General features: G+C 69.5%; 12 protein-coding genes. 8 read left to right on the top strand and 4 right to left on the bottom strand.

Annotation, left to right across the window (positions count from 1 at the left end):
• Positions 1-269: 269 nt before the first annotated feature.
• Positions 270-1,745, top strand: coding sequence for an aldehyde dehydrogenase family protein (locus tag G6048_RS31735; protein ID WP_165343047.1), 1,476 nt, complete (start codon positions 270-272; stop codon positions 1,743-1,745).
• A gap of 169 nt (positions 1,746-1,914) precedes the next feature.
• On the opposite strand, the gene G6048_RS31730 is transcribed toward G6048_RS31735, so the two are convergent.
• The gene (locus tag G6048_RS31730; protein ID WP_165343046.1) at positions 1,915-4,815 is read right to left on the bottom strand and encodes a glycoside hydrolase family 3 C-terminal domain-containing protein; all 2,901 of its coding nucleotides are present in this window, start codon (positions 4,813-4,815) and stop codon (positions 1,915-1,917) included.
• Between the two features lie 365 nt (positions 4,816-5,180).
• Between G6048_RS31730 and G6048_RS31725 the strand changes: the two genes are divergently transcribed.
• The 6 genes from G6048_RS31725 to G6048_RS31700 all read left to right on the top strand — a co-directional run bounded on the left by G6048_RS31725 (position 5,181) and on the right by G6048_RS31700 (position 14,266).
• Positions 5,181-6,857, top strand: a complete 1,677-nt coding sequence (locus G6048_RS31725; RefSeq protein WP_165343045.1) for a twin-arginine translocation signal domain-containing protein — start codon at positions 5,181-5,183, stop codon at positions 6,855-6,857.
• Between the two features lie 26 nt (positions 6,858-6,883).
• A complete protein-coding gene (locus tag G6048_RS31720) occupies positions 6,884-7,987 on the top strand; it encodes an ABC transporter permease (RefSeq protein ID WP_165343044.1) in 1,104 nt (367 codons plus the stop codon).
• The gene (locus G6048_RS31715) at positions 7,984-8,937 is read left to right on the top strand and encodes a carbohydrate ABC transporter permease (RefSeq protein ID WP_165343043.1); all 954 of its coding nucleotides are present in this window, start codon (positions 7,984-7,986) and stop codon (positions 8,935-8,937) included. The genes G6048_RS31720 and G6048_RS31715 overlap by 4 nt, the downstream gene beginning before the upstream one ends.
• 251 nt (positions 8,938-9,188) lie before the next feature.
• Positions 9,189-11,420, top strand: coding sequence for a WD40/YVTN/BNR-like repeat-containing protein (locus tag G6048_RS31710; protein ID WP_165343042.1), 2,232 nt, complete (start codon positions 9,189-9,191; stop codon positions 11,418-11,420).
• Positions 11,420-13,423, top strand: coding sequence for a beta-galactosidase (locus tag G6048_RS31705; protein WP_165343041.1), 2,004 nt, complete (start codon positions 11,420-11,422; stop codon positions 13,421-13,423). The genes G6048_RS31710 and G6048_RS31705 overlap by 1 nt, the downstream gene beginning before the upstream one ends.
• A 129-nt stretch (positions 13,424-13,552) precedes the next feature.
• On the top strand, positions 13,553-14,266 hold the full coding sequence (locus G6048_RS31700) for a glycoside hydrolase family 12 protein (RefSeq protein ID WP_165343040.1): 714 nt from the start codon (positions 13,553-13,555) through the stop codon (positions 14,264-14,266).
• A gap of 77 nt (positions 14,267-14,343) precedes the next feature.
• Here the strand turns inward: G6048_RS31700 and G6048_RS31695 are convergent, their stop codons facing one another.
• Entirely contained in the window at positions 14,344-15,531 is a 1,188-nt protein-coding gene (locus G6048_RS31695; RefSeq protein ID WP_165343039.1) for a sulfotransferase family protein, read from the bottom strand.
• A 158-nt stretch (positions 15,532-15,689) separates the two neighbouring features.
• Here G6048_RS31695 and G6048_RS31690 point away from each other — a divergent pair, with 158 nt between their 5' ends.
• Entirely contained in the window at positions 15,690-17,645 is a 1,956-nt protein-coding gene (locus tag G6048_RS31690) for a rhamnogalacturonan lyase (protein ID WP_165343038.1), read from the top strand.
• A gap of 65 nt (positions 17,646-17,710) precedes the next feature.
• Here the strand turns inward: G6048_RS31690 and G6048_RS31685 are convergent, their stop codons facing one another.
• Complete coding sequence (locus G6048_RS31685; protein ID WP_165343037.1) at positions 17,711-19,762, bottom strand: glycoside hydrolase family 31 protein; 2,052 nt, start codon at positions 19,760-19,762, stop codon at positions 17,711-17,713.
• 81 nt (positions 19,763-19,843) lie between these two features.
• Positions 19,844-20,857 carry a LacI family DNA-binding transcriptional regulator gene (locus tag G6048_RS31680; RefSeq protein WP_165343036.1) on the bottom strand — a complete coding sequence of 338 codons (1,014 nt, stop codon included), beginning with the start codon at positions 20,855-20,857 and terminating at the stop codon, positions 19,844-19,846.
• Positions 20,858-21,011: the final 154 nt, after the last annotated feature.

Raw genomic sequence — 21,011 nt, 5'->3', positions numbered from 1 at the left:
ACCTAGGCAGTGCATCGCACAACCGGGCGGACTTCGTACACGGTCACCCATCTGTGCGATCAATTGGCATGCATGAGCGATTTCCTGGCCTGTGTGCGGACCTCAGGAGCAGGAGTGCGGGAACTGCGCGAGCAACCCAAGGCAACCCGCACTCGCCAAAGTGGAGCACCAACCACGGCGAGTGGTACAGCTCGGACAAGCCATCGCCCGGGCCGACAGGCCTACCGTGGGGGCGTCCAACACCACACCAAACCGAAGGGCCGGACCCCATGACCCACACGCACGCCTTCTGGCTCGCCGGCCGCCAGGCCACAGGTGACACCGCGGTCGAGGTCACATCCCCTTGGGACGGCCACGTCGTCGGGACCGTGAGCGTGCCGAGCGACGCGCAGGTCGACGAGGCCGTCGCCGCGGCGCACGCCGTGCGCGACGAGTTCGCCGCCACCCCGGCCCACATCCGCGCCGCCGTCCTCGATCACGTATCCCGCCGCCTCCGCGAGCGGACAGAGGAGATCGCCCGCCTCATCTCCGCCGAGAACGGCAAGCCCCTCAAGTGGGCCCGCGGAGAAGTCGGAAGAGCCGTCTCCGTGTTCCGGTTCGCGGCCGAGGAAGCCCGGCGGTTCAACGGCGGCGAGGCCCAGCGCCTCGACACCGACCCCGCCGGACAGGGGCGGCTCGCCATCACACGCCGCTTCCCCAAGGGCGCCGTCCTCGGCATCGCACCCTTCAACTTCCCCCTCAACCTCTGCGCCCACAAGATCGCCCCAGCCATCGCCGCCGGCGTCCCGATCATCCTCAAGCCCGCCCCCGCGACGCCGCTGTCGGCCCTGATGATCGGCGAACTGCTCGCGGAGGCGGAAGCCGAAGGTGAGAGCCAAGCCGGGACCAAGCTGCCCAGCGGAGCGTGGAGCATCCTCCCCGTCGCCAACGACCGCATGCCCGCCCTCGTACAGGACGACCGCCTGCCCGTCATCTCGTTCACCGGCTCCGAGAAGGTCGGCTTCTCGATCATGGACTCGGTGCCGCGCAAACACTGCACCCTGGAACTGGGCGGAAACGGCGCGGCCGTCGTCCTGGCCGACTACGCCAGTGACGAGGACCTGGACTGGGCGGCAAGCCGTATCGCCACCTTCTCCAACTACCAGGGCGGCCAGTCCTGCATCTCCGTCCAGCTAGTGATCGCCGACGCCTCCGTGTACGACCGGCTGGTGCCCCGCATCATCGCCGCCGTCGAGGCCCAGGTGACCGGCGACCCCTCCGACGAGGCGACCGACGTCGGACCGCTGGTCAGCGAGGACGCCGCCGAGCGCGTAGAGGCGTGGGTCGACGAGGCGGTCGAGGCGGGAGCCCGGCTGCTGACCGGCGGCAAACGAGACGGAGCCTCGTACGCGCCGACCGTTCTCGCCGATGTGCCCACCGACGTCACCCTGTACTGCGAGGAGGTCTTCGGACCCGTCCTCACCCTGCGGAAGGTGGACGGAGAGGCCGCCGCCTTCACCGCCGTCAACGAATCCAAGTACGGCCTCCAGGCAGGGGTGTTCACCCACGACCTGCGGACTGCCTTCCGTGCGCACCGGGCGCTGGAGGTCGGCGGCGTGATCATCGGCGACGTCCCCTCCTATCGCGCCGACCAGATGCCGTACGGCGGAGTGAAGCAGTCCGGCGTCGGCCGCGAGGGCGTGAAGTTCGCGATGGAGGACTACACCTACGAGCGGGTCATGGTGCTGACCGGGCTCAACCTCTAGCCAAGGACTGAACCTCTGGCCCAGAACTCAGCCTCAGGCACAACTCAGCTGCCCCTGGCTTGTGACAATCGTTTTCATGTAGGCTCGACCCGTATCCCGGGATGAAGGGGCCCGGCACCGATGCCTTCCGGTGCCGGGCCCTCCCTGTGCGTCGGCCTGATCCGGACCCTCAACCGGAGAAGCCGACGCGCGCGAGCCGAACCCGGCCGCGCAGCCTGATGTGCAGGTCGTGAACCCCGGCGACGTGCGTCGTCACCGGTCCGGTCACGGTGGTGTAGTCGTACGGGCCAGAAGTCGCCGGGATGTCCAGCCGCGCGAGCACCGGGCCACCCGCCAGCGCCACCTCGACCGAACCCTCACCCGCCGCCTCGACGGACACCGTGGCCGTACGGCCGCCGAAGTCGCAGGCCCGGAAGACCAGTTCGGCCTCACCCGCGCCTGCACTCGCCGCCTCACTCCCGCCCACCGGCGTCACCGCGTCCCCCGACACCTTCGTACGGTCGACGATCTCGGCACCGCGCTGCTCGTCGAAGTCGGCGGCGTTCAGGCCGAGCTCGAGGGCCGGACGGGGAGGCGTGGGAGTGCCGTCGAGGTCGATCGTGCAGCGCAGCCGGATGTCCTCGCTGGATGCGCCCACGAGCACCTCGTACGCTCCCGGCTCCAGCCGCCACCTGCCGTGTGCCACATCCCAGAACTCGAAGGTGTGCAGCGGGAGTTCGAAGGAAAGCTCGGCGGAGGCGCCGGGGGCCAGGTGGACTCGGCGGTGTGCCGCCAGATCCCGGCGCGGGCGCGGGACCGAGGGGTGCACCGCGCGCGTGTAGAGCTGGACGACCTCGTCGGCGCCCACTCCGCTCGCGTTGGTGACCGTGACGGATATCTTCAACTCGCCATCGCCCGGCTCGACTTGAAGGTCGTCGTAGGTGAAGGACGCGTACGACAAGCCGTGCCCGAACGGGAAGAGCGGGGTGCCCTCGAAGTACAGGTACGTCTGGCGGCTGCCGATCACGTCGTAGTCGAGGAGGCCGGGGAGGTCCGCGTCGGAGGCGTACCAGGTCTGTGGGAGGCGGCCGGCCGGGGAGACGTCGCCCGCCAGGACGCGGGCCAGGGCGGTACCGGCCGCCTGACCGCCGTGGGCCGTCCAGAGCAAGGCCCCGAGGCCTTCGGGATCCACCGCGTACGGGTAGGCGGAGACGAGGGCCAAGGCGGTGTTCGGGTTCGCGGCACGGGCGGCCCGCAGTAGCCGCTCCTGGTGCTCGGGGAGCCGGAGTGTCGTACGGTCCTCCGTCTCGCGGCCGTTGATGTGCGGGTCGTTGCCCGCGACCACGACCACCACGTCCGCGGTGGCGGCGGTCCGGGCCACCGCCTCCTCGCCACGCTCCGTGACGATCACCTCGAAGGTCTCGGCGTCGCGCGGATCGTCGGCGGCAACCTTGGCGCCGTCGGCGGCGACAGTGACGTACCGACCAGTCCCCAGGTGCTTCAGGAGGTGCCCGTTCGCGTGGGAATCACTGGGTTCCAGGCGCTCCAGGGGTTCCAGGGGTTCCAGGCGGAATGTCTCCTGGACGACCCAGCCGCCGGGCTGGTCCGCCGACGCGCGGACGTAGCCGTCGTCGGCCACGGAGAGGTAGCGGCCGTCGGGGGCGCGGAGGGTGAGGACGCCCTCGCCCCAGTCGATCAGCGCGAGGTCCGTGCCGGTGACGTCGGTGGTCAGCGGGGGCAGGTCCGTCCTGCCCGCGAGGAGGGCCGGGTCCAGGGCGCCCTCGGCGCCGCGGGCTTCGTCGGTCACGTCGTCGGCGAGGGGCACGCTCAGATACGTACCGGCCGAGGTCTTCAGGCGGATCCGGTCCACGCCCTCCGCGAAGTCGACGTGCTCGGCGCCGAAGCGCTCGTACAGGCCTTCCAGGGGTGTGGAGCGGTGGATGAGCGTGCCGCTGTACCAGTCGAGCTTGCACTCGTCGGCGAGGAGGCCGACCACGGCGATGCGGGTGCCTTCGGCGAGGGGCAGCAGGTCGTCGTTCTTGAGGAGGACGATCGCCTGTTCCGCGGCCTCCTGGGCGAGGGCGCGGTGGGCCGGGGTATCAAAGGCCTTCGTGTCCGCGTACGGGTCCAGGTGCGGGTCGAACTCGCCGAGCCGGAAGCGGACCGCGAGCTGGCGGCGGACCGCCGCGTCGATGTCCGCCTCGGTCAACAGGCCCTGGTCGAGGGCACCTTGGACTCGTTCGGCGATCTTCGAGCTGTCCGTGCCGTGGTCCGTGAAGCTGTCCACGCCCGCGCGCAGGGCGGCGGCCGTCGCCTCCTCGTGCGTGTCGAAGTAGTGCTCGGAGTCGACCAGGTTGGACGGCGCGCCCGCGTCCGAGCAGACCAGGAGTTCCTGGTCCGTCCAGGTGCGCAGGTGCTCGCGCAGATACGGCGATACGTGGTTGGGGCGGCCGTTGACCAGGTTGTACGCGGGCATCACCCCGGCCACCGTGCCTGCCTCTACCGTCTCGCGGAAGGCGCGCAGGTCGTACTCGCGCAGGACGCGGGGGCGGACGGACGACGAGGTGATGTCCCGCTGAGTCTCGTTGTTGTGCGCGAGCCAGTGCTTGAGGACGGGGGCCGTGCGCCAGTACGCGGGGTGGTCGCCGCGCAGGCCGCGGGTGTACGCCGTCGCGATCGCCGAGGTGAGCTTGGGGTCTTCGGAATAGCCCTCCTCGTTGCGGCCCCAGAGGGGGTGGCGCAGGAGGTTGACCGTGGGGGCCCAGACGTTGAGGCCGACGCGGTCGTCGCGGGCGCGCATCGCGCGGGCCTCGGTGGAGACGGCTTCGCCTACGCGGCGTACGACCTCCTCGTTCCAGGTCGCGCCGAGGCCCACCGCCTGCGGGAACACGGTGGCCGGGCCCATCCAGGCCACGCCGTGCAGCGCCTCCTGGCCGGTGCGGAACGCGGCGACGCCGAGTCGCTCCACGGCGGGCGCGAACTGGTGCAGCAACGCGACGCGTTCGGCCACGGTGAGCCGCGACAGGAGATCGTCGACGCGCTTCGCGAACGGCAGCTGCGAGTCGCGGAAAGGCGGCGTTTGTGCGGTCACGCTGGCATCCCTTTGTGGAGGAGCGATGAAGAGCTTTCGAAGCGCTTCGATGCTCATTCGACCGGAGGGTGGGTGTCAAGACATCCCGAGGCAACATCTCCGCATCCTCTCGGGTGTTTCAAGGCCCAGATCGGACAGGTTCAGTCCTTTACACCTCGGAGGAATGTTGGGAACGACTCTTGTGCACCCTCGGGTGTTCACTTAACCTCGCAGCAACATCGAAGCGCTTCGACTGGGTCGAACGGACCGCAATCGCGGTCACATTCCTCCGAGGTCCGCTTCAGCTCAGCCAGTTTCACTCAAGACACCACAGCCGACGGCTCTACCGCCGGGTGTCCTGGTGTGCGCCATGAAGGGTTGACGCAATGACGCCGAACACCTCTGCCCCCAGCCGGAGAAGCTTCCTCGCCTCCACGGCGGTCGCCGCCGCCGCGGTGGCCGGAGGCGTGCCACTGCTGTCCGCCTGCGGCGGCTCGCAGGAGGGCCGCAAGGAAGGCACCACGTCCGGCAAGGACGCCGCGAAGATCCTCCCGGCCTACGTGGCATCGACCGTGGTGGCGCCCGACATCCCGGCGAAGAACGGCTCGGCGGCCGGTTTCACCAAGGCGATCCCCACGGCCGAGCTGAAGACGTCGGTGGCCAAGAAGATGGGCAGCGGCGGCAAGCTCACGATCCTGTCGCCGTTCTTCGGCACCCCGCCGAAGACCGACAACCCGTACTACAAGGCCATGAACGAGGCCATCGGCGTCGACGTCACTTGGCAGAACCAGGACGGCGTCACCTACGACCAGAAGCTCGGCGCGGTCCTCGCCGGCAACAACATCCCCGACGTCGTGACCGTGCCGGGCTGGAACATGATGGGCCGGATACCCAGCGCCCTCAACGCCAAGTTCGCGGACCTCGGCCCTTACCTGTCGGGCGACAAGGTCAGGGACTACCCGAACCTCGCGGCCGTCCCCACCGAGGCCTGGCAGCGCGGCATCTTCGGCGGTCAGCTGCGGGCGATCCCGATGCCCGCCTCGTACGTCTCGGACATCGCGCCCCTGTACCGCAGGGACCTGTTCAAGGAGAAGGGCTACAGCGTCCCGAAGACCCCGGACGAGTTCCTGTCCTGGGCCAAGGAGGCCACCGACGCCAAGTCGAAGCTCTGGGCCTGCGACGACATGAAGTGGGCGTCGTGGAACTTCTTCGGCGTCCTGTCCGGCAGCGACAAGGCGCTGTGGTGGAACATGCAGGACGGCAAGCTGATCAACCGCGTCGAGACCGAGCAGTACCTCGAAGCCCTCGAGTGGACGCGCAAGCTCTACGCGGCCAAGGTCGTCCACCCGGACGCGGCCCAGGGCAAGGAGGGCGGCACGGCGGGCAACCGTTTCACCGCCGGCGAGGTGCTGGTCTACAACAGCAACATCTCCGACTGGTGGGGCAAGACCGCCGAACAGGCAACCCAGAACTCGGACTTCGACATAGCCGCGTTCGACTACTTCGGCCCGGACGGCGGCGACCCGACGCTGTGGGCGGTCCAGCCCGCCAACATCTTCACCTTCATCAGCAAGAAGGCGACCGAGGCCCAGATCAAGGACTTCCTGGCCCTCTGCAACTTCTGCGCGGCGCCGTACGGCACCAAGGAGTTCATGCTCACCGCGTACGGCGTCGAGGGCGTGGACTATGAGATCAAGAAGGGCCTGCCGGTCAAGACGACCCAGGGCGTCAACGAGGTCAACGGCGCCTACGACTACACCGGCAACCCCGCCCCGTACGTCGCCTACCCCGACTTCCCCGAGGTCACCAAGGGCATGGTCGAGTGGCAGCAGCGCATGGGCGCCTTCACCAAGAAATCCTCCTTCTTCGGCCTGTACGTCACCGAGCCCAACCGCTGGGCCAACCTCGCCGACGACTTCGAGCAGCTCGAGGACGACGTGGTGCGCGGCCGCAAGAAGATCAGCGATGTGCAGCAGGCCGTGTCCGAGTGGAAGAAGAAGGGCGGCGACGACCTGCGCGACTGGTACAAGAAGCTGCTCGACGACAACGGGTCGGCGAACTGACCCGGGGCTGAGGCGAGGAGAAGGCCGTGTCCCACAGCACGGTGCCCCGGTCCAGGGCCGAGGCGAAGACCCCCGCGGAGGATCCGGCGGCGTCCGACGGCGCCGGACACCGCTCCCGGTTCCGGCCGCGATCCCGGTCCGGGTCGCGGTCCGGGTCGCGGTCCGGGTCGCGGTCCGGGTCGCGCGAGGACAAGCGCCGGGGGAAGCTGAGCGTCCGGATCCGGTTCAAGCGCGATCGCACGCTGATCCTGATGACCCTGCCGGCGGTGCTGCTGATCCTGGTCTTCAACTACGTACCGATCCTCGGCAACGTGGTCGCCTTCCAGGACTACGACCCGTACCTCAGCGAGAACGGCTTCGTCGCCATCTTCCAGAGTCCCTGGATCGGCTTCGAGCAGTTCGAGCGGATCTTCGCGGACTCGGGCTTCTGGCACGCGGTGCAGAACACGTTCGTGCTGTTCTTCCTGCAACTGGTGCTGTTCTTCCCGATCCCGATCCTGCTCGCGCTCCTCATCAACAGCGTGGTCAGGCCCCGGGTACGGGCCCTCGCCCAGGCGATCATGTACCTCCCGCACTTCTTCTCCTGGGTCCTCGTCGTCACCGTCTTCATGCAGATCTTCGGCGGCGCGGGCATCATCGCGCAGACCCTCCGCCAGCACGGCTACGAGGGCTTCGACCTGATGACCAACCCGGAGACCTTCAAGTACCTGGTCACGCTCGAGATGGTCTGGAAGGACGCGGGCTGGGGCATCATCGTCTTCCTCGCGGCGCTGTCCTCCGTCTCCAACGACCTGTACGAGGCCGCCGCCATGGACGGCGCCGGACGCTGGCGGCGCATGTGGCACATCACGCTGCCCGCCCTGCGTCCGGTGATCGCCCTGCTTCTGGTGCTGCGCGTCGGCGACGCCCTCACCGTCGGCTTCGAGCAACTGCTGCTCCAACGGCAGGCGGTGGGCGTCGCCGCCTCCGATGTGCTCGACACCTATGTGTGGTGGAACGGCATCCGCAACCAGGACTTCAGCTATGCCGCCGCCGCAGGACTCATCAAGGGCTTCGTCGGCCTGGCGCTGGTGCTGACCGCCAACAAGGTCGCCCATCTCATGGGTGAGCAGGGGGTGTACAAGAAGTGAGCGCTGTCCTCGACAAGCCGGCCGACGAGCGGCCGGCGGCGAAGAAGCCGAGCCCCTGGGCGGCCCCTCCCCGCCCGGTCTGGGAGGAGGAGCCGGCCAAGGCCGGCCTAGCCGGCAAGGGTCTCGTCCTGAGCCTCGCCTGCCTGGCGATCCTCTTCCCGCTGTGGATCGTCATCGTCACCAGCCTCCAGTCGAAGAAGACCATCGACGAGGCCGGCGGACTGGTGGTGATCCCCAAGGGCATCACCTTCGTCGCCTACCAGGAACTCCTCAGCGGAGGCCAGGTCCAGCGCGCCGCACTGGTCAGCGTCGGGGTGACCGTGGTCGGCACGCTGTTCAGCATGGCCGTGTCGGTGCTGTGCGCATACGGTCTCTCGCGCAGCGGCTCGCTCGCCCACCGCGGAATCCTGATGACGCTGCTGGCGACCATGTTCTTCGGCGCGGGCCTGATCCCGACGTACCTGCTGGTGCAGGGGCTCGGGATGACCGACACCTACCTCGCGCTGATCCTCCCCAGCGCGGTGAGCGTCTTCAACATCCTTGTCCTGCGGGCGTTCTTCATGGGCATCTCCCAGGAGCTGATCGACAGCGCCCGTATCGACGGGGCCGGCGACTGGCGCATCCTGTGGAAGATCGTGATGCCGCTGTCCCGCGCGGTGCTCGCGGTGATCGCGCTCTTCTACGCGGTGGGCTACTGGAGCGCCTGGTTCAACGCGTCGATCTATCTGACCGACCAGGACATGATGCCGCTGCAGAACGTGATGATTCAGCTGGTGCAGAAGCAGGAACGGCCGGTTGGGCTCTCCGCCCAGGTCAACACGGGTGAGCTGTCCGCTCTGGCTCTGCAGATGGCCGTGATGGTGCTGGCGCTTATTCCGGTGGCTGTGCTTTCGCCGTTTGTGCAGCGGCATTTCAAGAAGGGCATGTTGACCGGCGCGGTCAAGGGCTGACTCCGGTCAGCCGTCTTCATTGGGTCAGTTGAACACTGCGGGTCGGTTGTGGCTGGTCGCGCCCGCGCGGCGGAGCCGCAAATTGACACAGCCCCGCGCCCCTGAAGGGGCGCCCCCGAATCCCGACTTTGAATAGGGCGCCCCGCGCTCCTAAAGGGCGCCACCCCCAGCCCGTTACGGGGCGCCGTCCGCTGCTCTTCACGGGCAGCCGTCCCCCACCCCCACTCCTCTCTCCCAGAACGAGGTATGTCATGCGCACGCCCCGCCCGAGCAGACGCGTCATCCTCGCCGGGACCGCCACTGCCGCCGCGCTCTCCGCCGTCGGACCCCTGGCACAGGCAGCCCCGGCCCCATCGGCGGCCGACGCCGGCGCGACCCGCTATCGCTGGCGCAACGTCGTCATCGGCGGTACCGGATTCATCACCGGCGTGCTGTTCCACCCCTCCGTGCGCGGGCTCGCCTACGCCCGTACCGACATCGGCGGCGCCTACCGCTGGGACGACCGGGCCGCCCGCTGGACGCCGCTCACCGACCACCTCGGCTGGGACGACTGGAACCTCCTCGGTGTGGAGGCGATGGCCGTCGACCCCAGGCACCCGAACCGGCTGTACCTCTCCCTCGGCACCTACGCCCAGCCCTGGGCCGGCAACGGCGCCGTCCTGCGCTCCGACGACCGCGGCGCCACCTGGTCCCGCACCGACCTGACCGTGAAGCTCGGCGCCAACGAGGACGGTCGCGGTACCGGCGAACGTCTCCTCGTCGACCCGCGCGACAGCGACACCCTGTGGCTGGGTACCCGGCACGACGGCCTGCTCAAGTCGACCGACCGGGGCGCCACTTGGGCAGCCGTGACCGACTTCCCCGCGAAGTCGAGCGCCACCGGACAGGGCGTCACCTTTTTCGTCGCGGCCGGGCGTTCCGTCTACGCCGGCTGGGGCGACGGTGACGGCACCTCCGGCACGGCGAACCTGTACCGCACCGCCGACGGCACGACATGGGAGGCCGTGCCCGCTCAGCCGCCCGGCGCCTCGGCCAAGGTCCCGATCCGGGCCGCGTACGACCGGCACACCCGCGAGCTGTACGTGACGTACGCCGACGCGCCCGGCCCCAACGGCCAGTCCGACGGCAGCGTGCACAAGCTGCGCACCGCCACCGGCAAGTGGACCGAGGTGACCCCCGTGCAGCCCGGCGGCACCACGGAAGACGGCTCGGCGGACAACTTCGCCTACGGCGGAGTCGCCGTCGACGCCCGCCGCCCGGGCACCGTCGTCGTGTCCACCAACAACCGCTGGGCGGCCATCGACACGCTGTTCCGGACCACCGACGGCGGTCGTACCTGGACGTCCCTCAAGGACGCGGCTGTCTTGGACGTATCGGAGACTCCCTTCCTCAACTGGGGTGCTGACAAGCCGAAGTTCGGCTGGTGGATCCAGGCGCTCGCCCTGGACCCGTACGACTCGAGGCACATCGTGTACGGGACCGGGGCGACCCTCTACGGCACCCGCGACCTCAAGCGCTGGGCGCCGCAGATCCGCGGCCTGGAGGAGACGTCCGTGCGCCAGCTGATCTCGCCCCCGGTCGGGGAGGCGCACCTGCTGAGCGGGCTCGGGGACATCGGCGTGATGTACCACGAGCGGCTCACGGCGTCTCCGTCGCGCGGTATGGCGGCGAACCCCGTGTTCGGGTCGGCGACGGGACTCGCGCAGGCCGCGGCCAAGCCGTCGTACGTCGTCCGGGCGGGCTGGGGCGACAACGGCAACGGCGCGTACTCGAACGACGGCGGCCGGACCTGGGCGCCCTTCGAGGCCCAGCCGGACATCGCCAAGGACGCACCGGGGCCGATCGCCACCAGCGCCGACGGCAGTACGCTGTTGTGGTCCTTCGTGCACTGGGACGGCACGAAGTACGCAGCCCACCGCTCCACCGACAACGGCGCGACCTGGTCCGAGGTCTCCTCCTTCCCGAAGGGCGCCACGCCGGTCGCCGACCCGGCCGACCCGACGCTCTTCTACGCATACGACACCGACACAGGAACGCTATACGCCAGCACTGACAGTGGCCGTTCCTTCACCGCCCGCGCGACCGGGCTGCCCTCCGGAGACAGCCAGTTCAAGGTGGTGGCGGCCCCGGGCCGCTCCGGTGACCTGTGGATCTCCGCGAAGGAGAACGGTCTCTTCCGGTCCACCGACGGCGGCGCCGCCTTCTCGAAGGTCGCGAGTTGCCGTTCCTCCCACTGCCTCGGCTTCGGTAAGGCGGCCCGCCGCGCCGGCTACCCCGCGATCTACCAGGTCGGCGCGATCGAGGCGGGGTCCGTCACCGGCGTCCTCCGCTCCGACGACGGGGCCAGGACCTGGGTCCGTATCAACGACGACGCCCACCAGTGGGGCTGGACCGGCGAGACGATCACCGGCGACCCGCGCGTCCACGGCCGCGTCTACATCGCCACCAACGGACGCGGCATCCAGTACGGGGACCCGGTCTGATGCCCCCGACCCCGCACCCGCACTCGCGCCAGCGACCGGGCCTCGCTGACGCCACCCGTGGCCGCATCCTCTTCGGCGGCGACTACAACCCCGAGCAGTGGCCCGAGGAGACCTGGCACGAGGACGTACGCCTCATGAAGGCGGCCGGGGTCAACTCCGTCACCCTCGGCGTCTTCTCCTGGGCGAAGCTCGAACCCCGGCCCGGAGCAAGGGAGTTCGGCTGGCTCGACCGGCTGATGGACCTCATGCACGACAACGGCATCGGCGTCGTCCTCGCCACGCCCACTGCCTCACCCCCGCCCTGGATGGGCCGCCTGCACTCCGACACCCTGCCCCGCGACGAGGACGGCCGCACCGAATGGTGGGGCGGCCGCCAGCACTTCTCGCACTCCAGCGCCGCCTACCGCCGTTACGCCGCCGCCATCACCGAGGACCTGGCCGCCCGTTACGGCAGCCATCCCGCTCTCACGATGTGGCATATCAACAACGAGTACTGCACCTACGACTGGGGCGACGAGGCCGCCGCCACCTTCCGCCGCTGGCTCCAGGACAAGTACGGCACACTCGACGCGCTCAACACCGCCTGGGGCACGGCCTTCTGGAGCCAGGGCTACGGCGACTGGGACGAGGTCCTGCCACCCCGCCACGCCCACTACCTGAAGAACCCCACGCAGGTACTGGACTTCAAGCGCTACACCTCCGACATGCTCCTGGAGTGCTACGTCGCCGAGCGTGACATCGTCCGTCGGCACACCCCGCACATCCCGGTGACCACCAACTTCATGCCGATGTGGGTGGGGCAGGACGCTTGGAGATGGGCCGAGGAGGAGGACCTCGTCTCCGTCGACATCTACCCGGACCCGCGCGATCCCTTCGGCGCCCAGAACGGCGCCCTCATCCAGGACATGACCCGCTCCCAGGCCCGCGGCGGCCCGTGGATGCTCATGGAGCAGGCGGCCGGTCCGGTGAACTGGCGGGGCGTCAACCACCCCAAGCCGCGCGGGATGAACCGCCTCTGGTCGCTCCAGGCCGTCGCCCGCGGCGCCGACGCCGTCTGCTACTTCCAGTGGCGGCAGTCCCGGCAGGGCGCGGAAAAGTTCCACTCGGGCATGGTCAGCCACGCGGGGGAGGAGGGACGTACCTACCAGGAGGTCAAACGGCTCGGCGCCGAACTCGCCGCGCTCGGCCCCGAAGTGACCGACAGTCGTATAGAGACCGATGTCGCGATCCTGCACGAGTGGAACGCCTGGTGGGCGGGCGCGCAGGACGGCCGCCTGTCCTCCGAGGTCGACTATCCACAGGTCGTACGCGCCTGGCACCGAGCCCTGTGGGAGGCCCACCTCACCACCGACTTCGCCCACCCCGAGCACGACCTGTCTCCGTACAAGCTGGTCGTCGTCCCGCAGTTGTACCTGCTCACGGACGCGGCGATCGACAACCTCCTCGCATACGTACGAGCCGGGGGCACCCTCGTCTGCGGATTCCTGACCGGTGTCGCGGACGAGGACGACCGGGTGCGGCCCGGCGGCATGGACGCGCGGCTGCGGGAGCTGTTCGGTATCCGCACGCTGCACGAGTGGTGGCCGCTCGATGCGGCGGAAACCGTCGAATGCGACGGCTTCCGGGGGACGTTGTGGTCCGAGGAGCTCGAGGCGGCCAACGATGCCGAACTGGTCGTCCCGTACAAGGGCGGCGAGTTGGACGGTCTGCCGGCGCTGCTGCGCAAGGGGCGCGCCTGGTACGTCTCGACGCTGCCCGAACAGCACGCGCTGCGCGACCTGTTGGCGGACGTGGCGGCCGGTACAGGGGTCCGGCCGCCGCTCGACGGCCTCCCCGCGCAGGTCGAGGCCGTACGCCGGGGCGAGCTGCTCTTCGTGTTCAACCACGGGCGCGAGACGGTCACCGTGGAGGTGCCGGGCACCCACCGGGACCTCCTCACCGGCGAACAGGTGACCGACTCCGTGGAGTTGGCGCACCACGGAGCGGCGGTGCTCACACCGTGACCATCCGATCCCAGGACTTCCTCCCGAGCGCGCGACCGTTCTCCCCGCGCGCCGGAGAAGACCGCGTCCTCCTCCTGGAGCCGCGGTAGTTCCACAGCATTTCCCCCCCACCCATGGAAAGGGACAGCCATGGCAACACGCACACGCAAGAGGGTCGCCAAGGCCCTCATCGCCCCCGCACTGGCACTCGGCGCCACCATCGGCCTCGCCTCCGCGCCGGCCTCGGCCGCCGTCTGGAACTCCTGCGACCAGTGGGGCAACACCAGCCTCAACGGTTACACGCTCTACAACAACATCTGGGGCTCCGGCGCCGGCGCGCAGTGCATCTGGGCCAACTCCGGCACCAACTGGGGCGTCAACGCCAACCACCCCAACACCGGCGGCATCAAGTCCTACCCCAACTCCAAGAAGGTGATCAACAAGTCGATCACCTCGCTCCGTTCGCTCAGCAGCAACTACAACGTCACGGTCCCGTCCTCGGGTGCGTACAACTCCTCGTACGACATCTGGGACACCGACTACGACTACGAGATCATGCTCTGGATGAACTACAACGGAGCCGTCGGCCCGATCGGCACCTCGCAGGGCAGCGTCACCCTCGGCGGCCACAGCTGGAACGTCTACAAGGGCAGCAACGGAGCCAACGAGGTCTTCTCGTTCCTGCGCACCTCGGACTCGAACTCCGGCAGCGTCGACGTGCTCCCGATCCTCAAGTGGATCAAGGACACCAAGGGCTGGATGGGCAACGAGACCATCGGTGACGTCCAGTTCGGCTTCGAGATCACCTCGTCGTCCGGCGGTCTGGACTTCCGCACCAACAACCTGACGGTCAGCAGCAGTTGAGCCACTGATCGGCTCGGCTGACCGATCGACCGGCTGAGCGGGCCGGCTCCGCCTCCCGGCGGGGCCGGCCCGTGCCGTCAGACCCGGTCGATCTCGGCCCGCAGGGTGTTGTAGTCCGCGAAGGCCGACTCGACGTCGGCGCGGGTCAGGCCGTAGCGGGACAGATCGTAGGTGTGGCGGCGCGTGCCCCTGGGCCGGGCGGTGGCCTCGGAGAGGCGGGCGGCGTCGGCGTCGGTCCACCGGGCGCCGATGGACTCGTAGAGCTTCGGGGCGCCCGTGGCCGGGTCGGAGCCGAGCCAGGAGTACGGGACGTCCACCAGCGCCTCGCGGGGGATGGTGGCACGGGCCGCGAGGCCGCGCGTCATGGAGCGGCTCAGCAGTTCGAGCCAGGTGGCACCGATGGCGCCCAGGTCGACGGGGCGGACGCTGGTGGCCATGCCGTGCTCGACCAGACTGCAGTACGACGCCATGACGGTGGCCGGGTCGCGGTGCGTCCACACGATCGTGGCGTCGGGGAAGACGGTGCGCAGCGCGTCGAGGTTCTCGATGTGCATGGGGGACTTCAGTATCCAGCGGCGCCGCGGACGGCCGTACTGGAGGACCTGGTAGATCTGCTTGAGATGGCGGTAGTCGGGGATGAAGTCCCGCTCGCGGTGCCAGGCCTGGTACTCGGGTATGCGGGCCTGCGACAGCGGCATCATGGCGTGCGGCAGGGCGAAGGTGCACTCCTCGGGGCCCTCGGCGGTCATGGGGTGGATGTCGCGGAAGCGCGGGGCGAACAGGTTGGTTCCGGCGACCAGCCGACGCGCGGGCGCCATCGCCTTCCTCAGCTGCCCGGGCGGTACGTCCAGGTCAGGGGTGAGCAGCTCCCACAGCAGCGGGGAGCGGTGCTCGTCCGAGAGGGACAGCACGCTGTGGGTGACCGTGGTAGCGGTACGCGGCAGGCCCACCACGAACACCGGGTTCTCGATCGGTTCCCGCTCGATGGCGGGATGCTCGGTGATCAGCCGCCGGACGTGGGCCCGGTTGGTGAGGTGTCTGCGGACGTGGACCTGCGCGGCCTGCCAGCCGACCGGGGTGAGGTTCTCGGCCCGGGACCACCAGCGCAGCAGGGAACGGAAGTCGTCGACGAACTGCTCGTCCCCCTCCGCCTGTCCGGCCTGGGCGGCGATCCGGTCGAAGACCCGGTCGGGGGTGCGCCGGGAGCCGAACCCCGGCCGGAGCAGCAGATTGGCCAGGGTGAGGGTGAGCGGGGCGGAGGCCATGGGTGGGCGGTTCCTTTCGAAGACGGGTGGACCGCTGCGGAACGTAACTCATCGAACTGACGTATCACGCTTAACAGTTGAGAAGGTGACGACCCGGCAACCTTCGCCCGGCCGGCGGCGACCCCGAAGCACACCCGTTTCCGAGGGACGAGGCCCTGATGATCAGACCGAGCCGTACCTCGCACCGCCACGACGACCGCTTCCGTCACCGCGTCCGCCGTCCCGGCAGACTCCTCTCCGGGATGCTCGCCGCGCTCCTCGTGGGTACGGGCGGTGTGCTGACCCTGCAGCACACCGCAGGCGCCGCCGAGGAGATCCCGGCACCCGCGAACAAGGCCACCACCGCACTGGCCGCCGCCCGTGTCGCCGAAAAGCTCGACCGCGGTCTCGTCGCCGTACCGGCGAGTGGCGGCAATCTCGTCACCTGGCGCATGCTCGGCGACGACCCGGAGAGCGTGACGTTCCGGCTCTACCGCGGCGGCACCCTCATCGAGGAGACGGCCAAGACCAACTACCTTGACGCCGGGGGTAGTTCGAGCTCCTCTTACGAGATCCGGGCCGTTGTGAACGGCACCGAGACCAAGGGCGGCACGGCCTCGGTATGGGCCAACGGGCGCCTCGACATCCCCCTGCAGAAGCCCCCGGGCGGCACCACGCGCGACGGCGTCGCCTACACCTATGCCGCCAACGACGCGAGCGTGGGCGACCTCGACGGCGACGGGCAGTACGAGCTCGTTCTCAAATGGGTGCCGTCCAACGCCACCGATGTCGCCAACTCCGGTACGTGCACGGGCCCGACCGTCTTCGACGCGTACGAGCTCAGCGGCACCCGGCTGTGGCGGGTCAACCTCGGCACGAACGTGCGCAGCGGCTCGCACTACGACTCGTTCCAGGTCTACGACTACAACGGCGACGGCAAGGCCGAGATGGCCGTCCGCACCTCCGACGGTTCCAGGGACTCGGCGGGCACCGTCATCGGAAGCGCGAGCGCCTCCCACCTCGCCGACAACTGCGCGGTGATCAGCGGCGCGGAGTATCTGTCCGTCTTCAACGGGCAGACCGGACGCGTCATGGACTCCGTCCCCTTCGAGCCCGCCCGCGGCTCCGTCGCCGACTGGGGCGACACCTGGGGCAACCGCGAGGGCCGGCTGCTGTCCGCCACCGCCTACCTGAACGGCTCGACGCCCAGCATGGTGTTCAGCCGCGGCATCTACGAGCGCATCGCGCTGGCCGCGTACACCTGGAACGGCACGGACCTCACCCGCACCTGGAAGTTCGACACCAACTCCTCGACGAACCACGGCAAGGGCTACGACCAGCAGGGCAACCACAACCTCGCGGTCGCCGACGTCGACGCGGACGGCCGGGACGAGATCCTCTACGGAGCCATGGCCGTCGACGACAACGGCAGCGGCCTGTGGACCACCAAGCTGGGACACGGCGACGCCCTGCACGTCGGTGACCTCAACCCGTCCCGCCCAGGACTCGAATCCTTCAACGTCCACGAGCACACCAGCTCCGCCTACGGCTACGAGATGCACGACGCGCGGACCGGCCAGATCCTGTGGGGCTCGCGCACCGGTACGGACGTCGGCCGTGGTCTGTGCGCCGACCTCACCCGTGACCACGCGGGCGCCGAGTGCTGGTCCAGCGGGGGTGGCCTCTACGCGGCCAACGGCACGAAGATCAGCGACAGCGTGCCCACGTTCGGCGGCGGAGCCTCGTACAACTCGGCGATCTGGTGGGACGGCGACGCGCACCGCGAACTCCTCGACCACCGCTGGTCCGGCTCGGCGGGCGTCGGCTACGCCCAGGTCCTGAAGTACAACGGCTCCAGCGAGCTCAGCCGCATCTGGCTGGACCAGGACGCGAAGTCCAACAACTGGACCAAGGGCAACCCCGCCCTGTCCGCCGACCTCCTCGGCGACTGGCGCGAGGAGATGCTGTGGCGCAACGCCGACTCCACGGCGCTGCGGCTCTACTCGACTCCGCATCCGACCGACCACCGGCTCCCCACGCTGATGAGCGATCCGGTGTACCGGCTCGGCGTGGCCTGGCAGAACACCGGCTACAACCAGCCGCCGCAGGTGAGTTACTACCTGGGCACCAAGTAGCGGCACTACGCGCGGGGCGGCCGGACGTCTCAACGGAGACCGGCCGCCCCCACGTCGTCGTGCGACTACTCCGCCACCGGCAGCCGTGCCCCGTCCCGCAGGAACAGCGGAATGCGGTCCAGCGGGGCGTCGACGGTCACGGCCGCGCCACCGTCGTACGTCTCGCTAGTCCACGCGTCGGTCCAGCGCGCGCCCGCCGGGAGATAGGCGGTACGGGCCGTCGCGCCCGCCGTCAGTACCGGTGCCACCAGCAGATCCGGGCCGAAGAGATATGCGTCGTCCACCGACCAGGTCGCCTGGTCCTCAGGGAACTCGAGGAACAGCGGCCGCATCACCGGCAGCCCCTCCGCATGGGCCGCACGCATCACATCCAGGACGTACGGCTTGAGGCGCTCGCGCAGCCGCAGGTACTTCTCCATGATCGTGGCGGCCTTCTCGCCGTACGACCAGACCTCGTTGGGGCCGCCGGTCATGGCCGGGCCGAGCGGCATGCCCGGGTCGCGGAAGCCGTGCAGGCGCATCAGCGGGGACAGCGCGCCGAACTGGAACCAGCGGACCATGACTTCCTGGTACGCCGGGTCGTCCGGGTCGCCGCCGTGGAAGCCGCCGATGTCGGTGTTCCACCAAGGGATGCCGGACAACGCCGTGTTGAGACCCGCCGCGATCTGGCGGCGCAGGGTCGCGAAGTCGGTGCCGATGTCACCGGACCACAGGGCGGCGCCGTACCGCTGACTGCCCGCCCACGCCGAGCGGTTGAGGGTGACGACCTCGGTTTCGCCGGCGGCCACCATGCCCTCGTAGAAGGCACGGGCGTTCTCGCGCGGGTAGAGATTCCCGACCTCCAGGCCGGGGCCCGCCCAATAGCGCAGGTTCTCCTGGAAGCCCGGCTTGATCTCCGGCTCGCAGGCGTCCAGCCAGAAGGACTGAATGCCGTACGGCGTGAGGTAGTTGTCGCGGACCTTCGACCACATGAACTCGCGCGCTTCGGGATTCGTCGCGTCGTAGAAGGCGACCTGGACCGTGGAGGCGACCTCCTTGTCGGGCCAGTCGGCGTGCGCCATCGGGCCGTACTGCGTGCCGATGAAGTAGCCGCGCTGCTCCATGAGGGCGTGGTTCTCGGAGAGCGGGGACACCGACGGCCACACCGACACGACCAGCTTGACGCCGAGTTCGTCCAACTCCCGCACCATCGCCGCAGGATCGGGCCACTCGGCTGGATCGAACTTCCACTCGCCCAGATGCGTCCAGTGGAAGAAGTCGCAGACGATGACGTCGAGGGGCAGCTCGCGGCGCTTGTACTCCCTTGCCACGGCGAGGAGTTCGTCCTGTGTGCGGTAGCGCAGCTTGCACTGCCAGAAGCCCGCGGCCCACTCGGGCAGCATCGGCGTACGGCCGGTCACCGCGCTGTAGCGTCGCTGGGCGTCCGCCGGGTGGCCCGCCGTGATCCAGTAGTCGATCTGCCGGGCCGAGTCCGCCACCCAGCGCGTGCCGTTGCCCGCCAGCTCCACGCGGCCGATCGCCGGGCTGTTCCACAGCAGGGTGTAGCCGCGGCTGGAGGTGAGCACCGGGATGCTGACCTCGGCGTTGCGCTGTACGAGGTCGAGGACGGCGCCCTTCTGGTCGAGCATGCCGTGCTGGTGCTGGCCGAGGCCGAACAGCTTCTCGCCCTCGTACGCGGAAAAGCGCTGCTCCAGGCGGTGGTAGCCGTTGCCGACGGGGGTGTAGAGGCGCGGACCCGGCCACCAGAAGTGGGCGCGCTCCTCGGTGAGGAGTTCCGAGCCGTCGTCGGTGCGGGTGAAGCGCAGGAGGCCCTCGGCTGTGACCTCGACCGTGAGCGCGCCGACGGTCAGCAGACCGCGTCCGTCCTCGATCTTGACGCTGGCCTCGGTGGCCGGCGCCTCATCGAGCAGTGCGCCCGGCAGGCCCTCGACGACCGGGCCGCCGAGCCGCGCCCGCACCCGTACCGCGTCCGGGCCCCAGGGCTCGACGCGTACGGTCTCCTGGCGGCCGCTCCACTCCAGGGCGCCGTCGCGCTCGCGGAACGTGCCGACGGTGGGGGAGGACTGGGCGAGGCTGACGGCCCCTTGCTGGGGCTGGGTCTCGGCAGGCTGATTCACGTGGGCTGCTCCCTGGAGGAGAGTGAAGGCGGGGTGGGGGTGCCTTGCGAGGGCCGGGGGCCGAGGCCGGTTGTTCGTCGCCTACGACTTGGCGGGCGCCGGCCCCGTGCTGGCCCGTGTCGTCAACTCAGGTGCGATCAGGACGACTTCGTCGGTGCCGCGGCCGTCGAGCTTGGCCACGAGCAGTTCCACGGCGTTCCGTCCCATCTCCTGCGCGGGGATGGCGACGGAGGTCAGCCGCACCGAGGCCTGGGTGGCGACCTGGTCCGGGCAGACCGCGACCACCGACACGTCCTCGGGTACGGCCCGGCCCTGCTGGCGCAGGAGGCCGAGCAGCGGCTCCACCGCGGACTCGTTCTGCACGACGAAGCCCGTGGTGTCCGGGCGTTCGTCGAAGACCCGGGCCAGGGTCACGGCCATCGCGTCGTACCCGCCCTCGCAGGGCCGGTGCAGCAGCCGCAGTCCGAGCTCGCGGCTGCGGGATCGCAGTCCGTCGAGGGTGCGTTCGGCGAAGCCCGTATGCCGCTCGTAGACCGCGGGCGCCTCGCCTATGACAGCGATGTCGCGGTGCCCGAGCATGGCCAGATGCTCGACGCACAGCGCGCCCGTCGCGCCGAAGTCGAGGTCGACGCAGGTCAGACCGCTGGTGTCGGCGGGCAGCCCGATGAGTACGGACGGCTGGTCGGTGCCGCGCAGCAACGGCAGCCGCTCGTCGTCGAGTTCGACGTCCATCAGGATCATCGCGTCGGCGAGCCCACTGCCGGTGACCCGGCGTACGGCGTCGGGTCCCTCCTCGCCGGTGAGCAGCAGCACGTCGTATCCGTGTGTGCGGGCGGTGGTCGCCACCGCGATGGCGATCTCCATCATCACGGGTACGTACATGTCCGTACGGAGCGGGACCATCAGCGCGATGATGTTGGAACGGTTGCTTGCCAGCGCCCGGGCCCCCGCGTTGGGGTGGTAGCCGAGCTCCTGGATGCTTTGCTCGACCCGCTGCCGGGTGCCCATGGAGATGGACCGCTTGCCGCTGAGCACATAGCTCACCGTGCTGGCCGAGACTCCGGCGTGCTGGGCGACCTCGGCGAGGGTGACCATCCAGCTCTCCAAGGTGTGTGAAGCGCTTCGACAGCGCGGGTGTGCGGGTGCTTTCGAGCGGGGGTGGCTCGACAGTAGCCTGGTGGACGGTACGTGTCCATACTTTGTCGAAGCGCTTCGACTCCGTCGGTTCAGCAGGGGGCGCCTACGGGGG

Origin of the sequence: Streptomyces ureilyticus, from assembly GCF_011045025.1 — a bacterium.
Taxonomy (GTDB): Bacteria; Actinomycetota; Actinomycetes; order Streptomycetales; family Streptomycetaceae; genus Streptomyces; species Streptomyces ureilyticus.
The sequence above is the reverse complement of the archived record's forward strand: the minus strand, read 5'-3'. Positions and strand labels throughout refer to the sequence as shown.

Excerpts from the sequence above, each read along its gene's own strand:
- G6048_RS31735 (WP_165343047.1), top strand. The coding sequence starts at position 270 with ATGACCCACACGCACGCCTTCTGGCTCGCCGGCCGCCAGGCCACAGGT.
- G6048_RS31695 (WP_165343039.1), bottom strand. The coding sequence starts at position 15,531 with ATGGCCTCCGCCCCGCTCACCCTCACCCTGGCCAATCTGCTGCTCCGG.
- G6048_RS31690 (WP_165343038.1), top strand. The coding sequence starts at position 15,690 with ATGATCAGACCGAGCCGTACCTCGCACCGCCACGACGACCGCTTCCGT.
- G6048_RS31700 (WP_165343040.1), top strand. The coding sequence starts at position 13,553 with ATGGCAACACGCACACGCAAGAGGGTCGCCAAGGCCCTCATCGCCCCC.
- G6048_RS31710 (WP_165343042.1), top strand. The coding sequence starts at position 9,189 with ATGCGCACGCCCCGCCCGAGCAGACGCGTCATCCTCGCCGGGACCGCC.
- G6048_RS31680 (WP_165343036.1), bottom strand. The coding sequence starts at position 20,857 with ATGGTCACCCTCGCCGAGGTCGCCCAGCACGCCGGAGTCTCGGCCAGC.
- G6048_RS31725 (WP_165343045.1), top strand. The coding sequence starts at position 5,181 with ATGACGCCGAACACCTCTGCCCCCAGCCGGAGAAGCTTCCTCGCCTCC.
- G6048_RS31705 (WP_165343041.1), top strand. The coding sequence starts at position 11,420 with ATGCCCCCGACCCCGCACCCGCACTCGCGCCAGCGACCGGGCCTCGCT.